Raw genomic sequence first — 18,202 nt, forward strand, 5'->3', positions numbered from 1 at the left:
CATGTCAGGTCAAATAGTTAATCAGCATGTCGCTTTGAGTGTCGTGAATGGCGAATGTCGTTTCTGCAAGCGCACTGGCTTTCCGATACTGCCTGTTCGATATGCTGTCTGCCAACGTAATGATGCCAATCAGCAAATCCCTGAATTGTCAGAAGACAGGGTGAAGGCTTTTACTGATATAAAGCTTGACCAGACACTTGAGAACGGTAAGCGCACCACGCGCGTGGTTCCCTCTGAGGTCAAGGAAGAGATAGCCCATAGCACCTCCAGTCAGGTCAATAAATATATCCTTCGCCAATTGCGCAGCGGTTATCTTTACTTGTTCGATAAAGACAACCCTGATGGCATGTATTGGTCTGCATTTGCGATCACCGCTGATGGAAAATATTACCAGTTCCCCGTCAAGCAGCCTCCATCTCTGGACAAGATGGCGATGCCGTGTACGCTCGAGTCGGCCAATAGGGATGGCGAGAGTGATGAAGAAAAAGTCACACGCGTCAAGAATGAATCCCTACAAGCCTCTCTGGTCACTATCACGACTCCTGACAAGAGCGGTGATGTGTATTATGCCTATACGGAACATGCATGGCCTGAAGGGTTTCTGGATGAAGTGAAATCCAGGATTCTCAGCGGTGATTCCTGGTGTGACAAGTATCTGCAAAAATTCAATGTTCCTGACTGGAAAGCAGGGGTGGCACAAGATCATGCTTTCAGCTTGGAAGAGCTGGATCAGGTCGCTGAATATAGTCCCGGCGCAGCAGGGCTGGATGAGCAATTCTGGTCCAGTGGACCGAAGCGTGATCTCTATAGCCCTGAAGAAATGAAGCAGACGATGAGCGAGCGTCTCAGATATGCCTCGACGGACTACGAGGGCAGAGGCTTGATCCTCGCGGTCAATGACGAAATAGGCATTATCCAGGAGCTCAACGCTTATCGTCACCAGGCGCTTGCTGCGGTAGAAGACTTTTTTCATCCAGGTGAAGATGAATCTTCTAAGAGATTAGGTGAGGAGCGACGTCGCAAACTTCTTTGTAAACAAGCAATTGATGCATTTCAGAAGAATTTTGAGCGTTCGTATGATGCCAGTCAAAAATCTGAGATCGAAGCACCACTTAAAAAAGCGAAAAAAAAGCGAGAAGATTATCTAGATGCAGGGAATAATCGCAAAGAATATACTCGGGCGAAAAACAACAATATTGATGCACGTAACAACGAGATTTATTTAAATGTTCAGGCGCTAGACAAAGAAATCTTAAGTGCAAGATCTCAACGAGATCAGGAGCTCATCGAATATAACAATAATAAATCAGAAAAAACCACGAATGTGGATAGTAATAGCAATGAAGTGATGTCTCAAAATCCTGGGTTTAAGGTTTTGAAACGAAATGATAAAGAAAATAGTATTTTTAAGACGCCATCAGAAAGGCACTTGGAGGAGCTAAAGAAGCAGTATGATGCTAGCTCACTGAAGTCTTTTGAGGAGGAGTATGCAACGCATACTTATATGTGTGACAAGTTGCTCATGGTGCAGGACAGTGATTATTCATTATGGGTACAAGATCACTTGATTTCGGCAGTCATGCGTAACAGCCAAAGTGATTTTTGTGTGGGTTTAGAAGTTTGCAAGAATATATTTAACTCGTTGCACGGTGGTATGCTGTCGCCTGCTAGCGTAAGTTTATGGAAATACTTGGCTGACGACTTTTCAAGTGAAGACTCTCTCTTAATGTTAGGGCTATTTTTTAATAACAAAGAGTTGGTTTGTAAGGCCTTAAAACAGGTTGATAGCCTCTCTGAAGAAAGCTATTTGGATGCTGTAATGCTTCGCAAGTGGGCAGAAGCATTTAAAGCTCTTCGTGAAACTTCAAGTCTCTCGATGTTTAATGAAGATAATGCTGGACTAGCTATAAAAATTGAAGCAGCGAGTGCTATCATGTCAACTATGATAGGTACCTCATTCTCTTCGTTGAAAATCTACAGCCATGTTGCTAAATACAATGGTGAAGAGGATTTGCAACAAGAGCGATCACTAAATATAAAAAAATTCCTATGCTATAACCAAGCAGTTTATATGGCGAGTCCGTATGCTCTAGACGATAACTTTCAATTTCCCTTAATTCAAACGATTGATGTAAAGTTCTCTGACTATCAAAATTGGCTTAAAGAAGTAGTTTCAAAAATAGATGGTGGCGATAATAGTGACATAGATAAATCTCAAGCATTGAAAAATATGCAGGGAAATATAGGGAATTTTGTAGCCCCGCCTGCTGATATGGATAGTTATATAAATGTCGCACTGCCGGCTCCAGCTGCGTTAGTAGATATACAAAACACTGAAGGGGAAGAGTCGACTTATAGGTTTAAAGATAAAAAAGAAACTGACTCAGATCGAACTTCTCAGAAATACGACATGCTGAGAGCAATAAGTACGACTTTCAGCAGTGAAGAAATTTCAAAGCATGGTGGCAGTGGTCGCTTAGCTAATGTATTCGTACTTGTTGTAATTTCAGCTACTACCTTTAATGCAAAGTGGGATGACTTAGTCCTAAAGAATAATGATGAGTACTTTGCCAAATTCTTAGGTGCAGCTTCCAGTGTAGGTAGTAGTGTTACAGCCATATTAGAAGGCGCACAAAAGGTAGGATGGGTCAGTTTTGCAACAGACACTAATGTATTTTGGAAAATAACAGGTAAAGGTGTTGGCTTGATAGGCGCAGGTGCATCTCTACTCGATGCTGCATCAAAGTTTGGTGAATCCTTAGATGCTACTAAAAAGGGACACTCAACTTCTTCAACTTACAGCTTAGCTATGAGTGGTGCATCATTAGTTAACGGCCTAGTGACTATTGCAGCTGTTATGATGGCTGGTGCAGTAGTTGGTATGGCAATTGGTGTTGCCTTAGGTATATTGACTTTATATATTGCTTACCAGTTTATCAGTATTGTTGCGCCATCAGTACAAGCTTGGGTTGATAGAAGCATCATTGGCCGGCATATATCCCAGGTTTTACCCTTTGACGATATCGAATCAGAACAAAGCTCTCTTGAATTAGTGTTTAGTGGTATACTTGTGGAGTTTACTTCTAGCAGCTCAGATACACAAAGCGTTAAAATGGCAAGAGCATTAATAGATAAAGATTATGATGAATATGAAAGACAGTTACATTTTGATGAAATGCATAGCAATCTTGCAATTAACATCGAAGTCCCTCGAGATGTTTGTAAATCTATGAATGTTAATTTAATTGCAAAGCAAAGTTCTGATTCAGTTTTAAGCTGGAACTGGACAAATGACGACGCGAATAAAACATCTAGAGAAGGATTATTGAGTAACATTTCAGAGCCGCAGCACACTAAATTAGGATTTTCTCAAAATAATGATGTAAATATTATAGAAAAAGATAATAAGCTAGTATTTTCATGGGAGAAAGATGTATCAAAATTTTCTTTAGGTAGGAGCTATGAACTAAGTATAAAGATTGCTACTGATGGTTCTGAAAAATTGCTAAGTGATTTCTTTTATTTAGAGGTAGAATAATGAAGATTTTAGTCCTTATATTAACACTAGTTTCTAGCAATAATGCTTTTGCTCTAGTTTTAGTACAAGAGCCTACAGGAAAAGTATTGTCGCAAAAAATTAATAAATATACTGAAAAAGAAATTAAAAACGTTGGATCGAGTGAAGAAAAAAAATATTATTTGGGTTTGCTAACGATCAATGGCGATAAAGGGTTTAATATAGAAAAAAATTGTGGTAAAGGTGTAGAATTATTAAAGATGGCTAGTGCTGATGGGGTTTCTGATGCTGATTATGTCTTGGGTTCTATTTATTATAATGGATATTGTGTAAAAGAAAACAGGGATTTATCTTTAAAATACTATTTGACTTCAGCTAAAGATGGATACCTGTTGTCTCAGCGTGCGTTGGGGAGAGCCTATTGGGGGCGACAATGGGAAGATCTGGTTCCAGTCGATATGAGTAAATCTATATACTGGTTATCTTTAGCAGCTAAGTCTGGGGATAGACAATCAGCTGGGAATCTTTCATATATTTATAGAGACGGTATTGGCGTCGAAGAGAATCCAAGCAAGGCCTTTTATTGGATGAAAGCCTCAACTAAAGCTAAGTACACAGAGTCGGAAGGAATTGGTTTTTCTACTCTCGCCTCTTATTACGAACTAGGATATGGTACTAATGTTGATCTAATTAAATCGTATAAATATTATGATCTTAGCGGAACTGCTGGTGTCGATGGAAAAAATAGAGTAGTAAAAAATATGACTGAAGGTGAGATCCAAGAAGCCATCAAGCAGTCTCGTGCGTGGCAAGAAGAGCATAACACGTTTGTTCCTAGTTATTACGGGCTTGAGCATCAATCTGATGGCAGCTACCGCTAGTCGACTCTCTTGACCCCGATGTATGCAGACAGCCCGAGCCCCTCCAGGTCTCGGGCTTTTCAGTCAGCAGATTAATCTTTACTCAATATATTAAGTATCGATGAGTACTCACTATGAAATTTTTAGTTATATTTTTTACTATATTCATGAATATAAGCCACGTTGATGCTAAAGTATACTTCGATAATCCCAATGAGGATAATATACAGAATGAAGTCGAAGCGTTAGACTTTGATGTTTTAAAGGAAGCTGGTTCGACTATTAAGCCTGTAGAAAGTTATTTGTTGGGGTTGCTATATGCGCAGGGGTACGCAAAACAAGATATAGAGGTGGATAAGACTAAGTCTGCAAAGTTTATGAATCAGGCGTGGGAAGGCAATGTGGCTGATGCGGGTTACGCATTAGCGCAATTCTATTATAATGGCATTGGTGTTCATGAAAATATTGAAAAAGCAAAATATTTCTTAATTGAGTCAGCTACGCAAGGCTACTCGAAGTCTCAGACAAGTTTAGGTATTGCTTATTGGGGGAAGTCTATTACATTCCCAAATATAGTTGATAAAGATTTGGATAAAGCTGAGCACTGGTTGTTAAAAGTTGCGGAAAGAGGCTATGGACAATCTGCATCCTCCTTGTCTAAGTTTTATTTGTCACAAGGTCAGGAAGATAAATCATTCCTATGGGCTAAAAGATCCGTTGACGCAAAATTTAAAGGGGTTCAAATGATCAATTTGGGAGATTTGGCTCCTTTTTATGAAAAAGGAATAGGCACTACGAAAGATCTTGTTTTGGCTTACAAATATTACGATCTATTAGGTACAGCTGGTGTAAAAGAAAAAAATAGAATTGCGAAAGATATGACTGACGCTGAGATCGAAGAAGCTATTCAACAGTCGCGTGCTTGGCAAGAAGAGCACAATATATTCGTGCCTAGTTATAATGGCCTTCAGCATCAATTTGATGGCAGCTACCGTTAGTTATATTTGATGACACAGTCGCAAGATGTAGCTCGAGACTAATCCAGTCTCGAGCTATCATGTATGGCTAAAGTGAAATTATTATTGACTGGCTAAAGCTAGAAATTATCTTTTAAAACATAATGTCTTTAGGGGATACGGTTTAATTTAATAATTGTGATATGAGTGTTTGAGCGAGGTAACATGATGCGCATTTTTACTTTCCTAATACTTCTAGTTTCGAACTATTCTTATGCCACTTCTCTATTCCAAGATCCTAGGGGGGCAGACTTTAACAGATTACTAAGTACTTACTCATCAAATGATATAAGCTGTGTGCCAGGTTGTGTTGAAGATAATAATAAAAAAGGCTATGTAAAAGCAGTATTAAGCCTGTCTGATGGTTATAATGAACTTGGTGTTGATAAAGACTGTACGTTCGCTTTTAATACGTTGAGTGATCTTTGGGATCATGGTGTCAATGATGCTGGTTATGAGTTGTCAAGAATGTACTATCATGGGGTCTGTGTGGATGTCGATCTAGAAAAGTCAAAACAATTACTAGCTGCTTCAGCAGGCAGTGATTATGTACCAGCGCAAAAACTCCTCGGTAAGTCTTATTGGCGAAAAGAAATTCAGTCTAAATTATATGACAAGAATACTGAGGAAGCAGCATTCTGGCTAATGAAGTCCGCTCAAGCTGGTGATGCTGAGTCAGCCGCAATTATTTCAGTCTATTATCGGGAAGGTATCGTATACGCTAAAGATCCACAAAAATCTTTTCTTTGGGCTAAGCGGGCTTTTAGCTCTAAGTATGGTGGAGGAATTGGTGGTAATAGTATCCGTCTCGCAAGCTATTATGAAAAAGGGTATGGAGTTGATAAAAATTACATTAAATCCTATAAGTATTATGACTTGTCCGGTACGGCTGGTAATGATGATAAACAAAGAATTTCAGAATACATGAGTGACGCCGAAATCCAACAAGCCATCAAGCAGTCTCGTGCTTGGCAAGAAGAGCACAATACCTTCGTTCCGAGCTATTACGGTCTTGAGCATCAATCCGACGGCAGCTACCACTAGGTTTTGTACGAAAAGTCGTTTTTGCTAATGTGACCCATGCACATCCAGCATAGGTGCGGTATGACAGGACGCTACGAAATCTCTGATAGCCAATGGCAGTTGATCGAAGACATTGTCTCACCGGCTCAATCGATGGGCAGGCCCAGGAAAGACGACAGGCAGATGCTGAACGGTATCTTTTGGGCCCTCTGCTCTGGCGCCAAGTGGCGCGACCTTCCCGAACGATATGGCCCTTGGAGTACTGTCTACGCCAGGTTCCGACAATGGCGTGATGACGGTACCTTTGAGGCGGTCTTGTCGCGGCTTCAGCTTCGGCTTCGTGAAGATGGCCTGATGGATCTCGAGACCTGGATGATCGACTCAACCGCCGTTCGTGCAACGCGCGCCTCCGCTGGTGGAGGCAAAAAGGGGGATTTGAAGAACCCTTAGACCATGCGTTGGGCCGGAGTCGTGGGGGCATCACGACCAAAATCCATATGATCTGTGATCGTCTTGGCTGGCCCATCGCTTTCACACTATCGGGAGGCCAAGAGTCGGATACCCGGTACTTCATGCCCACCCTGGAAAAAGTTCACCTACCGGGGAGTCTCGGTCGGCCACGAAAACGTTGCCGCTACATCGTGGCAGACAAGGGCTATGACAGTGATGAGCTGCGCCGTTACTGCGACCGCGTTCGAATCAAGCCGATCATCGCTCAACGAAAGATGAAGCGGAAACCCCGGCCAGGTCTCCCACGCGGTTTCGATAAACCCATGTACCGTAAGCGGAATATCGTGGAGCGCTCTTTCAGTTGGCTGAAAGAGTTCCGTCGTATTGCGACGCGGTACGAGAAGTTGGCCCGTAGCTTTTATGCGATGGTATGTCTAGCTTGCATACGTCGCTGCCTACGAGCCGACTTTTCGTACAGAACCTAGTAGACTAAGTCCACCCCAGCGTTGTGCAGACAGCCCGAGCCCCTCCAGGTCTCGGGCTTTTTCGTGCTTGAGGCTTTCAATGCTGGCTGATGATCGTGAACCAGTTCCGACGATGGGGAGGGAGAGCCATGAGTCTGTAGCAGAGTAAGGCGATCAGGATGGCCTGTGACTCGCTAGGTCGTGGACGAAAGAGGTTGGCTGCAGTTCTGCTGGCGCTGGTCGCCATGAGTGAGCATGAAGAGGCTGCATGGTTGCGCAATGGTCGCCTGCATGACTGAGAGGTCAGGAAGTGCGGCACGCGAAAGGAGGAGACATTGCTGATCAATAATAGGGGAATTATCAATCCGCCTCCTTTCGATCAGAAGTGGAATTGAGTATCGATTGATCAAGCTAGGCAGACCTCAGACGAACGGAATGGGGAGCATTTTAAGGGCACGACAATGATGTGCTGGCAGTTCGGTTCTACGACTCAGGTGAGGACTTGGGGTCGACGCTTGAGCACTATTGCTGGTTGCACAATCACCATGTCCCTTGAAAAGTTTTATAGCTAAAGGAGCCAATCGTAGCGATGAAGGAATGGTAACCCGAGCGGCTGGATTTATTTATTCGGTCCGTAGTGAATTAGTGGACCTGATAACAAGCTGGCTGTATCATAATACTTAACTCCCTTTTCAAGGATGTAATTAATGAAATGTAGTTCTTTTGTTATGTTGTTGATGTTTTTACCAAATATTGCGGTAGCAAAAATCATTTTCCCCGATACCACTGGCGACGAACTTAATAGAATATATCATGAGTTAACAAATGAAGATGTTGCTGAATTTAAAAATAGCTCTGAGGAAAAAGATAGGTACGTTTATGCTATAGCATTATTGAATGGCAGAAGTGACCTAGGGTTAGAGAGAAATTGTAAAGAATCAATAAGTATACTGAAGAATCTATCGCTTAATAATGTTTATGATGCCACTTATGCTTTGGCAGTTCAGTATTACCGAGGTGACTGCGTGGCGAAAGACTATGATCTCGCGTTACAATATTTTAAAAGAGGTGCAGAGTCAGGTTATGGATTAGCCCAGAAAAAATTAGGGCAAGCATATTGGGGGGAAGACCCTAGATGGTCTTGTCGAAGAAAATGATAAAAAAGCTCTATATTGGCTTGAAAAAGCGGGGGCTTATGGCGATGAAGAATCAGCTGGTAATGTCTCATATTTCTATCGAGAAGGTGTAGGAGTTCAGGTTGATCCAAAAAAATCTTTTTGTTGGCAAAAGCGATCTGCATTCGCTAAGTATTCTAGAGTTAAAGGTGTCGGTTTTCTCAAACTAGCTTCATACTATGAATCTGGATATGGAACAGAAGTAAATCTAGGTTTTGTACGAAAAGTCGTTTTTGCTAATGTGACCCATGCACATCCAGCATAGGTGCGGTATGACAGGACGCTACGAAATCTCTGATAGCCAATGGCAGTTGATCGAAGACATTGTCTCACCGGCTCAATCGATGGGCAGGCCCAGGAAAGACGACAGGCAGATGCTGAACGGTATCTTTTGGGCCCTCTGCTCTGGCGCCAAGTGGCGCGACCTTCCCGAACGATATGGCCCTTGGAGTACTGTCTACGCCAGGTTCCGACAATGGCGTGATGACGGTACCTTTGAGGCGGTCTTGTCGCGGCTTCAGCTTCGGCTTCGTGAAGATGGCCTGATGGATCTCGAGACCTGGATGATCGACTCAACCGCCGTTCGTGCAACGCGCGCCTCCGCTGGTGGAGGCAAAAAGGGGGATTTGAAGAACCCTTAGACCATGCGTTGGGCCGGAGTCGTGGGGGCATCACGACCAAAATCCATATGATCTGTGATCGTCTTGGCTGGCCCATCGCTTTCACACTATCGGGAGGCCAAGAGTCGGATACCCGGTACTTCATGCCCACCCTGGAAAAAGTTCACCTACCGGGGAGTCTCGGTCGGCCACGAAAACGTTGCCGCTACATCGTGGCAGACAAGGGCTATGACAGTGATGAGCTGCGCCGTTACTGCGACCGCGTTCGAATCAAGCCGATCATCGCTCAACGAAAGATGAAGCGGAAACCCCGGCCAGGTCTCCCACGCGGTTTCGATAAACCCATGTACCGTAAGCGGAATATCGTGGAGCGCTCTTTCAGTTGGCTGAAAGAGTTCCGTCGTATTGCGACGCGGTACGAGAAGTTGGCCCGTAGCTTTTATGCGATGGTATGTCTAGCTTGCATACGTCGCTGCCTACGAGCCGACTTTTCGTACAGAACCTAGTAAAAGCTTATACATATTATGACCTCAGTGGGTCTGCGGGCTCTGAAGGAAAAGCAAGACTGAGGAAAAAGTTAACAGACCACGACATTAAAAATGCAATCATTGCTTCTCGTGAATGGCAAGAAAACAATAAAACTTTTGTGCCTAGTTACTATGATCTTCAGTATCAGGCTGATGCCAGTTATCGCTAATTATATAAATTGGACATTACGTAAGTAGTAGTCTTGAGTTTATTTGCACTTAAGCTTGGCCGTATGGCAATTTGAGCTTAATATGCTAGAATGGTTGCTTTTCAAGATATAACAAAATAGAGGTTGCCTAGATGTGTAGAGTATTAATGTTTGCATTATTGTTTATCCCATCATTAGTTTCTGCTAAGTCACTTTTTCAAGATCCAAACCGAGATGATTTAAATTCTTTACTTAACTTATATGAGGAAAAAGATCTAGCTGTCGGGTTCCGCCTGATTGATTACAGTCTGGGTAAACAGCTCCGGTCGTTCGGCCTGCCACTCCTTCATTGCTGCAACAGGTGCCCTGTGGTGTAGTGCCTTCTGAGGAATATGGTGGTTGTATAACCAGCAATACCGCTCGAGAGTCTGTTCTAAATCCTCACTTGAGTCATAGCGCCGAGTCGCCAGCACATCGCAGATACGCCCATTGAAGCGCTCCACCATTCCGTTCGTTTGGGGTCTGCCTGGCTTGATCAGTCGATGCTCAATGCCATGGTTCTGACATTCCTGATCGAAAAGATGATGCCCACTGGGCTTACGCTCGCCGCCCACGGTGAAGCGATCGGTAAAGGATTTACCATTGTCCGTGAGCACGGTTCGAATCGTGAAGGGAGCCTCCTCTTCCACACGCTTCATGAACGCCCGGGCATCCTTTGCAGATTGACTTGATCTGACCTCCAGATACACCCACCGAGTGGCACGATCAATCGCGACGTAGAGATAACGCTTGTGATCTTCGTCAGGCATTTGGGGCAGATGTTTGATATCTATGTGCACATACCCGGGCTCATAATCCTTGAAAGGCCGATGCTTAGGCTTCTCGACGCCTTCCGCGTCTCGACGTGCCAGCTTGGCGAGAGTTGGCACTTCACGCCGTTTGAGCATGCGCTGAAGCGCGGAACGTGACAGTTTGGGGTTCAGGAATTCACGAGCAACGACAAGTAGATCATCGAGTCCCAGCCGTAGTAACTCACGAGCGGCGATGACTATCTCTTCCTGCTCTGAGGTCAGAGTCGCCAGTAGGTTATGACGTGTGTGGGAACGATCCAGGACATCATCACGATGACGCCAGCGCTGGATAGTTGAGACGCTGACCCCAAACTGACGAGCAAGATCTTTGTTGGTCATACCGGCAGGAGCTGCTTGGATGTCGGCACGAATTTTCGGTGTCGTCGTCGCTTGCTTATGCAGCTTGATGTCCATGAAGCCTTTCCTGAATAAATTGCTTGATGAGCTCACGCGAGGCTAACAAAGGATAGCTTCGTTGTGAAATCCGATCATCCGGCACCCTACATCTAGCATGCACCCCTGATTGTAGTACAGATGGTGATAGGAAAAATTATATTGTTTCGATTCTAGCCTTGTCGGATAAAAAAAATAATTTTGGCATAAGTAAAGACTGTGATAAATCGGTGCGCACTCTTAAAGAAATGTGGAGAGAAGGCATCAATGATGCTGGATATGATTTGGCTAGAATGTATTATTTTGGAGTTTGCGTAGATATAGATTTAATGAAAACAAAGAAGCTGCTTCTCACTACTGCGAATAATAATTATATCCCTTCGCAAAAGTTATTGGGGAAATCATATTGGAGAGAAGAAATTTTAGGTCGATTATATAGTAACGATGATGAGAAAGCAGCTTTTTGGCTTTCAAAATCTGCAGCATCGGGTGATGCTGAGTCCGCTGCTATGATATCTGCATTTTATCGCAAAGGTATTTATTTTAAAAAAGACCCAGTTAAATCATTTTACTGGATTAACAAAGCATTTAATTCCAAATATGGTAGTGGTTCAGGGGCTTATACTTTAGATCTTGCAGAATTTTACGAGAATGGTTACGGCACTGAGCAAGATTTAGTATTATCCTATAAATTTTATGATCTCTCTGGAACCGCTGGCAATGATGGAAAAAACAGAATTGCGAAAGATATGACTGAAGTTGAAATTCAAGAAGCCATCAAGCAGTCACGTACATGGCAAGAAGAGCACAACACGTTCGTGCCTAGTTACTATGGCCTGCAGCATCAGTCTGATGGCAGCTATCGATAATCGTACTTGTCAATAAAGTCACAAGGCTACATGTACGAGTCGTGGGCATGGGAGACGCATCTTCATTAAGTAATGGTTGAATACTAATTTATCGATAGATGAGATTTTAATTTGAATAACTTTTTCTTTGCTTTAGCTTTTATAATATTGCCTAGTATTTGCCAAGCTAAGGTGTATTTTAATGATCCGGATGATAAACAGCTGAATCATGCATATGCTAAGTTGGAGAAAAAAGATGTCGAAGAGCGCAATGGTGGCCCCGAGTTATATTTTATATTAGGCGTGCTTTACTCTAATGGTAACGAAAAATTCGATATAGAGAAAGATCCTGAAAGAGCATTGGAGCTCTATCATAAAGCTTGGGATCTAAAAGTATGGGATGCTGGGTCTGCTTTAGCTAAGGCATATTACAATGGCAGTGGCACTAATATTGATTATCAGAAATCTAAATACTACTTAGAAGAATCCGCAAAAAAAGGGTTCTTAATGTCTCAACGCTTACTAGGTAAGGCCTGTTGGGGTAAAAAAATGCATAAGCTCTACGATGAAGACATGGGGTGTGCTACTGAATGGCTGCAGAAAGCTGCTTTACAAGGCGATGAAGAAGCAGCTATGAATCTCTCGGGTATATATAAAAATGGTGAAGGTGTATTGGAGGATCCAGAAAAGTCCTTTTTTTGGATAATACAAGCACTAGAGTCAATGTACTCATCTAATAAAGGCGTTGTATTTTACTTTACTGCTGAATATTATGAAAAAGGTTATGGTGTGGCGAAGAATTTGGTTAAGGCCTACACATATTATGATCTAAGTGGCACCGCTGGTTCAAAAGGCAAAAGCAGAGTATCGAAAAATATGACTGATGCTGAGATTCGGGAAGCCATCAAGCAGTCACGCGCTTGGCAAGAGGAGCACAATACATTCGTGCCTAGCTACTATGGCTTGCAGCATCAATCCGACGGCAGCTATCGCTAGTCGACTCTCTTGACTCCAGTGTTGTACAGACAGCCCGAGCCCCTCCAGGTCTCGGGCTTTTTCGTGCTTGGGGCTTTCAATGCTGGCTGATGATCGAGGGGCAGCTCCTTCGAAGCGGAGGCAGTGCCATGAAAGGTGATCAGAGTGGCCTGTGACTCGCTAGCGCATGGGCGAGAGAGGTTGGTTGCGGTTCTGCTCGCGCTGGTCGCCATGAGTGAGCGTGAAGAGGCTGCATAGTTTCGCAATGGTCGCCTGCATGACTGAGAGGTCAGGAAGTGTGGCAAGCGAGAAAAGAAGACATCGTTGGTCAATAATGAGGGTTTTCATCAACGTGATGATTCTGTCATTTCACACAGTGAGGGGGGGTGTTTATTATATTAGGTTCTGTACGAAAAGTCGGCTCGTAGGCAGCGACGTATGCAAGCTAGACATACCATCGCATAAAAGCTACGGGCCAACTTCTCGTACCGCGTCGCAATACGACGGAACTCTTTCAGCCAACTGAAAGAGCGCTCCACGATATTCCGCTTACGGTACATGGGTTTATCGAAACCGCGTGGGAGACCTGGCCGGGGTTTCCGCTTCATCTTTCGTTGAGCGATGATCGGCTTGATTCGAACGCGGTCGCAGTAACGGCGCAGCTCATCACTGTCATAGCCCTTGTCTGCCACGATGTAGCGGCAACGTTTTCGTGGCCGACCGAGACTCCCCGGTAGGTGAACTTTTTCCAGGGTGGGCATGAAGTACCGGGTATCCGACTCTTGGCCTCCCGATAGTGTGAAAGCGATGGGCCAGCCAAGACGATCACAGATCATATGGATTTTGGTCGTGATGCCCCCACGACTCCGGCCCAACGCATGGTCTAAGGGTTCTTCAAATCCCCCTTTTTGCCTCCACCAGCGGAGGCGCGCGTTGCACGAACGGCGGTTGAGTCGATCATCCAGGTCTCGAGATCCATCAGGCCATCTTCACGAAGCCGAAGCTGAAGCCGCGACAAGACCGCCTCAAAGGTACCGTCATCACGCCATTGTCGGAACCTGGCGTAGACAGTACTCCAAGGGCCATATCGTTCGGGAAGGTCGCGCCACTTGGCGCCAGAGCAGAGGGCCCAAAAGATACCGTTCAGCATCTGCCTGTCGTCTTTCCTGGGCCTGCCCATCGATTGAGCCGGTGAGACAATGTCTTCGATCAACTGCCATTGGCTATCAGAGATTTCGTAGCGTCCTGTCATACCGCACCTATGCTGGATGTGCATGGGTCACATTAGCAAAAACGACTTTTCGTACAAAACCTAGTTTAAGCTGATCAAGAGTCTCAGAAGAAATGTCGTCGCGTGATTGGCGACTGTCTTGTCATATTTGTGTTACCCAATCTCGGTATTTTTGTAACACTTTTGTTCCAGTATGGTATATGGCAGCATGTCATTGTTCTGATGGTGTTTTCCCCACCTGCGTACCAGGTGGTGGCGAGTCGGGAGTGGTGGGGCAGGATTGAGTCCTTACTATCGCTCCAGGGTAGGTACAGCAGGCCTGCCTGTCAGATGATTGCGACACCATGAAAGATGGAACCGTCCGCTCTGTGGCGTGGCGGGCATAGTGTTAATCGTTATTTAAACGATACTTGTGTTGCTTTTCTTGCTGGAATCTCTACCTGCAATATGTTTCCATATTCGCGTCTGCGCTAGAACAAATATACAGATTTACCTTCTATGTATCGTCAACGCTTTTCCTTCCGTATGCCCGCCGCAAGATGTCACCTATTTACGGTATCGAGCACGTCAATCAGAGGGTAGTGGTGGCAAGACGTTGTCTTGATTTATCTGACAGGGAAGCAGATTGATGTCAAGAAATGGCGGCATGTCCTTACCAGGCGGTGAAACCTTGAAGACTCCTTTTATTGCCATTGTCCGGTCATTGGTGGTGGGGCTCCTGCTGCTGAGCGGTTGCAGCTCTGCGCCAGACACAGGTCCTGCCGACTACACGCCGCCGCCGATCGAGCGTTTCGTCGGCACGCTTCCCTGCCAGGATTGTCGCCTCATCCGCGCGGACCTGACCCTGCATCGCGATTCCGAGAGTGGCAAGCCCACGGCGTTCTTCCTGCAGGAAGCTCACGTCGATGCCATCGGGGGCGATTTCGTGACTACGCAGTGGGGCGACTTCGAGGCCGAGACCTCTGACAGCACTACCTATCTGCGTCTGGAGCGGGATGCGCCGCTGATGCTCAAGATGGAAGAGGGCGGCGACACCCTGGAGTTGATGGGGCAGCAGGACACTGACAGCGATTACCAGTTCACCCGTGCCGAGCCGCTTGGCTGAGGTTCATCACGCGTTGCGCAAGGTCTGCGCACGGAGAGTATCTGACATGGATTCGTCCTTTGACATTGAAGCCTTCATCCGTCAGCGCAAGCAGACTCGCGTCGTCAGTGATCTGTTGTATGACAATGCGTCGGATTATCTGACGACGCTGGGGGCCTTGATTCGCCCGCAGATGATCTTTGGCGAATACCTGCAAGGGGCGCCGCGCGGTAGCGGCCGTGAGGCACAGCATGCCTTCAAGGAATTCACCGCTCTCTATGACTCCACGGCCAATGCCGAGCCTTTCCGCTTGCTGCAGGAGCTGGATGTGCCGCTGGAGCTTCTGAGCACGGCCCCGCGCCTTTATCCGCATGAATATGACGTACGCCTCACGACCACCGGCAAGGTGATTCGCGTCACCAGCCCCACACGTTGGGTCGTGGGCTTTGACGGCTTCTCGCTGCAGCGCTTCCGCCACATCATCAAGGACCCCAATCGCAGCACGGCAGAATTGCTGCGCTACGTGGTGCACTACCTGATGCTGTTCTATTGCGTCAATCGTGCCCCGGGCCTCGGGCGTCTGTTGCTGGGTCTGCGCTTCCCGGTCAGTTTCGAGAAGCTGGACGAATTCGGCAGCATGCCGTTCTGCGTGGTGGGGTCGCCCATCACCTCGCACCTGCCGGAGCAGGACACCATCCTGCGCAGTACCGAAATCGCCGGCAACGACACCTTTGAAGAACTGATCGATGTCGCGGATATCGAGTCGATGGATGACGCCGTCAAGCAGCGGCTACTCAAGGCGATAGCGGCAGTCTGACGGGCTGATGTCGCTCAAAGATGCGCCGGACGGCTCAGATTGATCCCCCATTTTTGACACGCGCAATCACTTCACAACTGCACATAAGGAAATGCCCCATGGCGGAGAGGGATAGCACACAACACAAGCTGGGACGCATTCGCGCACCACGCGTCCAGATCACCTACGACGTCGAGATCGGTGACAGCCAGGAGCAGAAGGAACTGCCGTTTGTGGTCGGTGCCGTCGGTGACTACACCGGCAACCCGCTCAGCCCGCCGCCCAAGCTCAAGGACCGCAAGTTCGTCGCCATCGATCGCGACAACTTCAACGGCGTCCTCAAGGGCTTGAAGCCGCGCCTTGCCTATCGCGTCGACAACACGCTGAGCAAGGATGGTACCCAGCTGCCGGTCGAGCTGAACTTCAACTCGCTGGAAGACTTCGAGCCGCAGAATGTCGTCAAGCAGGTCGAGCCGCTGCGCAAGCTTCTGGATGTGCGCAACAAGCTCGCCGATCTGCGCAACAAGATGGGCGGCAATGACAAGCTGGAAGAGCTGCTGATGGACGTGCTGCAGAACAGCGAGAAGCTCAAGACGCTGGGCGACGAGTTCGGTCGCGAGCAAGCCGTGCGCAAAGACGACAACTGATTGCGGAGTCAGACCATGAGTGACAATCGTAGTGAATCAGCAGTGGCACCGCAGGCACAGGATACCGTCTTCGCGCCGCAGTCTTCCTTGCTCGACAGCATCATCTCCGAGAGCCGCGTGGCGCGCTCCGAGACGGAGCGCACCCGTGCGCGCGACCTGATCGAAGAGCTGGTCGCCCAGGTGCTGGATGGCGAAGTCATGCCCAGCAAGGACCTCATCGCCGTGCTGGATGCGCGTATCGCCGAGATCGACGCGATGCTCTCCGAGCAGATGAACGAAGTCATGCACGCCAGTGAGTTCCAGAAGCTGGAATCCTCCTGGCGCGGTCTGCGCTATCTGGTCGATCAGACCGAGACCGGCAGCAACATGAAGATCCAGATGCTCAACGCCACCAAGAAGGAATTGGTGCGTGACCTGAAATCGGCGCCGGAATTCGATCAGAGCGCGCTGTTCAAGAAGGTCTACGAAGAAGAGTACGGCACCTTCGGTGGCGCGCCCTTCGGCATGCTGGTCGGCGATTATGAATTCTCGCGCAGCCCGGAAGACATCTATCTGCTGGAGCAGATCTCCCACGTGGCCGCCTCGGCGCACGCCCCCTTCATCTCCGCGGCGTCACCGGAGCTGTTCGGCTGGGACTCCTTCACCGAGATGAGCGGTCCGCGTGATCTGTCCAAGATCTTCGATACCGTCGAATACGCCAAGTGGAAGTCCTTCCGCAACTCCGAAGATGCGCGCTACGTCGGCCTGACGTTGCCGCACGTGCTGGGCCGTCTGCCGTATGGCCCGGACACCACGCCGGTCGAGGAATTCAACTTCGTCGAGAACGTCGATGGCCGCGAGCACAACAAGTATCTGTGGATGAACGCGGCGTACGCCATGGGCTCCCGCGTGACCGATGCCTTCGCCAACTATGGCTGGTGTGTCGCCATTCGCGGTGTCGAAGGCGGTGGCCTGGTCGAGAACCTGCCGACCCACACCTTCCAGACCGACGATGGCGAAGTGGCGCTGAAGTGCCCGACCGAGATCGCCGTGACCGACCGTCGCGAGAAGGAGCTGGCAGACCTGGGCTTCATCCCGCTGGTGCACTGCAAGGGCACGGACTACGCCGCCTTCTTCGGCACCCAGTCCGCCCAGAAGCAGAAGACGTACAACACCGACGTGGCCAACGCCAACGCGCGCCTGTCCTCGCAGATGCAGTACATCTTCGCCACCTCACGCATCGCGCATTACATGAAGGCGATCATGCGTGACAAGGTCGGCAGCTTCGCCTCGCGCACCAGTGTCGAGCGTTACCTGAACGACTGGCTGTCCCAGTACGTGCTGCTGGACGACAACGCCAGCCAGGAAGCCAAGGCGCAGTTCCCGCTGCGTGAAGCACGTGTCGAAGTCGCGGAAGTCCCGGGCAAGCCGGGTGTCTTCAAGGCCGTGACCTTCCTGCGTCCGCACTACCAGCTGGATGAACTGACTGCCTCGCTGCGCCTGGTCGCCGAGCTGCCGCAGTCCACTCGCAGCTGATGACGTCTCGTCACTGAAGACCCCTCGCTCTTTTCCCTGCGTGTCCTGCACGCCCGCATCG

Annotated in this window: 16 protein-coding genes and 1 pseudogene; 15 read left to right on the forward strand and 2 right to left on the reverse strand. The window is 47.4% G+C overall.

What is annotated here, in order from left to right; genetic code table 11:
* The first annotated feature begins 1 nt into the window (after position 1).
* The 9 genes and pseudogenes from BOH68_RS06400 to BOH68_RS06440 all read left to right on the forward strand — a co-directional run bounded on the left by BOH68_RS06400 (position 2) and on the right by BOH68_RS06440 (position 9,631).
* Complete coding sequence (locus tag BOH68_RS06400) at positions 2–3,538, forward strand: T6SS effector BTH_I2691 family protein (RefSeq protein ID WP_139345422.1); 3,537 nt, start codon at positions 2–4, stop codon at positions 3,536–3,538.
* The gene (locus BOH68_RS06405) at positions 3,538–4,398 is read left to right on the forward strand and encodes a tetratricopeptide repeat protein (protein ID WP_083730704.1); all 861 of its coding nucleotides are present in this window, start codon (positions 3,538–3,540) and stop codon (positions 4,396–4,398) included. The genes BOH68_RS06400 and BOH68_RS06405 overlap by 1 nt, the downstream gene beginning before the upstream one ends.
* A 113-nt stretch (positions 4,399–4,511) precedes the next feature.
* Complete coding sequence (locus BOH68_RS06410; RefSeq protein WP_077373040.1) at positions 4,512–5,375, forward strand: tetratricopeptide repeat protein; 864 nt, start codon at positions 4,512–4,514, stop codon at positions 5,373–5,375.
* Positions 5,376–5,558: 183 nt separating this feature from the next.
* Positions 5,559–6,437, forward strand: coding sequence for a tetratricopeptide repeat protein (locus BOH68_RS06415; protein WP_139345423.1), 879 nt, complete (start codon positions 5,559–5,561; stop codon positions 6,435–6,437).
* 60 nt (positions 6,438–6,497) lie between these two features.
* Positions 6,498–7,351, forward strand: a protein-coding gene (locus tag BOH68_RS06420; protein WP_456821148.1) for an IS5 family transposase whose coding sequence is annotated in 2 segments (ribosomal slippage) — positions 6,498–6,852 and positions 6,852–7,351 — 855 coding nt in all. Because the reading frame shifts where the segments join, the coding sequence is not laid out codon by codon here.
* Between the two features lie 366 nt (positions 7,352–7,717).
* Positions 7,718–7,934 (forward strand): annotated as a pseudogene (locus tag BOH68_RS06425) (IS481 family transposase); the annotation flags it as partial.
* Positions 7,935–8,037: 103 nt separating this feature from the next.
* Positions 8,038–8,487 carry a tetratricopeptide repeat protein gene (locus tag BOH68_RS06430; RefSeq protein WP_139345482.1) on the forward strand — a complete coding sequence of 150 codons (450 nt, stop codon included), beginning with the start codon at positions 8,038–8,040 and terminating at the stop codon, positions 8,485–8,487.
* Complete coding sequence (locus BOH68_RS06435; protein WP_374700422.1) at positions 8,447–8,770, forward strand: tetratricopeptide repeat protein; 324 nt, start codon at positions 8,447–8,449, stop codon at positions 8,768–8,770. The genes BOH68_RS06430 and BOH68_RS06435 overlap by 41 nt, the downstream gene beginning before the upstream one ends.
* Before the next feature lie 7 nt (positions 8,771–8,777).
* Positions 8,778–9,631 (forward strand): IS5 family transposase gene (locus tag BOH68_RS06440; protein WP_456821148.1). Its coding sequence is split into 2 segments (ribosomal slippage): positions 8,778–9,132 and positions 9,132–9,631, totalling 855 coding nucleotides; the frame shifts between segments, so codons are not numbered across the junction.
* Between the two features lie 445 nt (positions 9,632–10,076).
* Here BOH68_RS06440 and BOH68_RS06445 read toward each other — a convergent pair.
* Positions 10,077–11,066 carry an IS481 family transposase gene (locus BOH68_RS06445; RefSeq protein WP_456821157.1) on the reverse strand — a complete coding sequence of 330 codons (990 nt, stop codon included), beginning with the start codon at positions 11,064–11,066 and terminating at the stop codon, positions 10,077–10,079.
* A gap of 158 nt (positions 11,067–11,224) precedes the next feature.
* Between BOH68_RS06445 and BOH68_RS06450 the strand changes: the two genes are divergently transcribed.
* Positions 11,225–11,914, forward strand: coding sequence for a tetratricopeptide repeat protein (locus BOH68_RS06450; RefSeq protein ID WP_139345499.1), 690 nt, complete (start codon positions 11,225–11,227; stop codon positions 11,912–11,914).
* A gap of 111 nt (positions 11,915–12,025) precedes the next feature.
* The gene (locus tag BOH68_RS06455) at positions 12,026–12,889 is read left to right on the forward strand and encodes a tetratricopeptide repeat protein (RefSeq protein ID WP_077380232.1); all 864 of its coding nucleotides are present in this window, start codon (positions 12,026–12,028) and stop codon (positions 12,887–12,889) included.
* 377 nt (positions 12,890–13,266) lie between these two features.
* Here BOH68_RS06455 and BOH68_RS06460 read toward each other — a convergent pair.
* A protein-coding gene (locus BOH68_RS06460) for an IS5 family transposase (RefSeq protein ID WP_456821148.1) occupies positions 13,267–14,120 on the reverse strand; the annotation gives its coding sequence in 2 pieces (ribosomal slippage) (positions 13,267–13,766 and positions 13,766–14,120; 855 coding nt in all).
* A gap of 649 nt (positions 14,121–14,769) precedes the next feature.
* On the opposite strand from BOH68_RS06460, the gene BOH68_RS06465 reads away from it, so the two are divergent.
* From BOH68_RS06465 to tssC, 4 genes are all read left to right on the forward strand, one after another.
* The gene (locus tag BOH68_RS06465; RefSeq protein WP_170877445.1) at positions 14,770–15,204 is read left to right on the forward strand and encodes a copper resistance protein NlpE N-terminal domain-containing protein; all 435 of its coding nucleotides are present in this window, start codon (positions 14,770–14,772) and stop codon (positions 15,202–15,204) included.
* 46 nt (positions 15,205–15,250) lie between these two features.
* Entirely contained in the window at positions 15,251–16,000 is a 750-nt protein-coding gene (locus BOH68_RS06470) for a hypothetical protein (protein ID WP_077377261.1), read from the forward strand.
* 98 nt (positions 16,001–16,098) lie between these two features.
* Positions 16,099–16,626: a type VI secretion system contractile sheath small subunit gene (tssB, locus tag BOH68_RS06475; protein WP_077377258.1), complete on the forward strand. Its 528-nt coding sequence runs from the start codon at positions 16,099–16,101 to the stop codon at positions 16,624–16,626.
* Between the two features lie 15 nt (positions 16,627–16,641).
* Complete coding sequence (tssC, locus tag BOH68_RS06480) at positions 16,642–18,141, forward strand: type VI secretion system contractile sheath large subunit (protein WP_077377255.1); 1,500 nt, start codon at positions 16,642–16,644, stop codon at positions 18,139–18,141.
* The last annotated feature ends 61 nt before the right edge of the window (positions 18,142–18,202 follow it).

This window comes from Cobetia sp. MM1IDA2H-1 (genome assembly GCF_002916775.2).
GTDB classification, from domain to species: Bacteria; Pseudomonadota; Gammaproteobacteria; order Pseudomonadales; family Halomonadaceae; genus Cobetia; species Cobetia marina.

Bases quoted from the DNA above. Each gene is read 5' to 3' on its own strand.
- BOH68_RS06400 (WP_139345422.1), top strand. From the start codon at position 2: ATGTCAGGTCAAATAGTTAATCAGCATGTCGCTTTGAGTGTCGTGAAT.
- BOH68_RS06405 (WP_083730704.1), top strand. From the start codon at position 3,538: ATGAAGATTTTAGTCCTTATATTAACACTAGTTTCTAGCAATAATGCT.
- BOH68_RS06410 (WP_077373040.1), top strand. From the start codon at position 4,512: ATGAAATTTTTAGTTATATTTTTTACTATATTCATGAATATAAGCCAC.
- BOH68_RS06415 (WP_139345423.1), top strand. From the start codon at position 5,559: ATGATGCGCATTTTTACTTTCCTAATACTTCTAGTTTCGAACTATTCT.
- BOH68_RS06430 (WP_139345482.1), top strand. From the start codon at position 8,038: ATGAAATGTAGTTCTTTTGTTATGTTGTTGATGTTTTTACCAAATATT.
- BOH68_RS06445 (WP_456821157.1), bottom strand. From the start codon at position 11,066: ATGGACATCAAGCTGCATAAGCAAGCGACGACGACACCGAAAATTCGT.
- BOH68_RS06470 (WP_077377261.1), top strand. From the start codon at position 15,251: ATGGATTCGTCCTTTGACATTGAAGCCTTCATCCGTCAGCGCAAGCAG.
- tssB (WP_077377258.1), top strand. From the start codon at position 16,099: ATGGCGGAGAGGGATAGCACACAACACAAGCTGGGACGCATTCGCGCA.
- tssC (WP_077377255.1), top strand. From the start codon at position 16,642: ATGAGTGACAATCGTAGTGAATCAGCAGTGGCACCGCAGGCACAGGAT.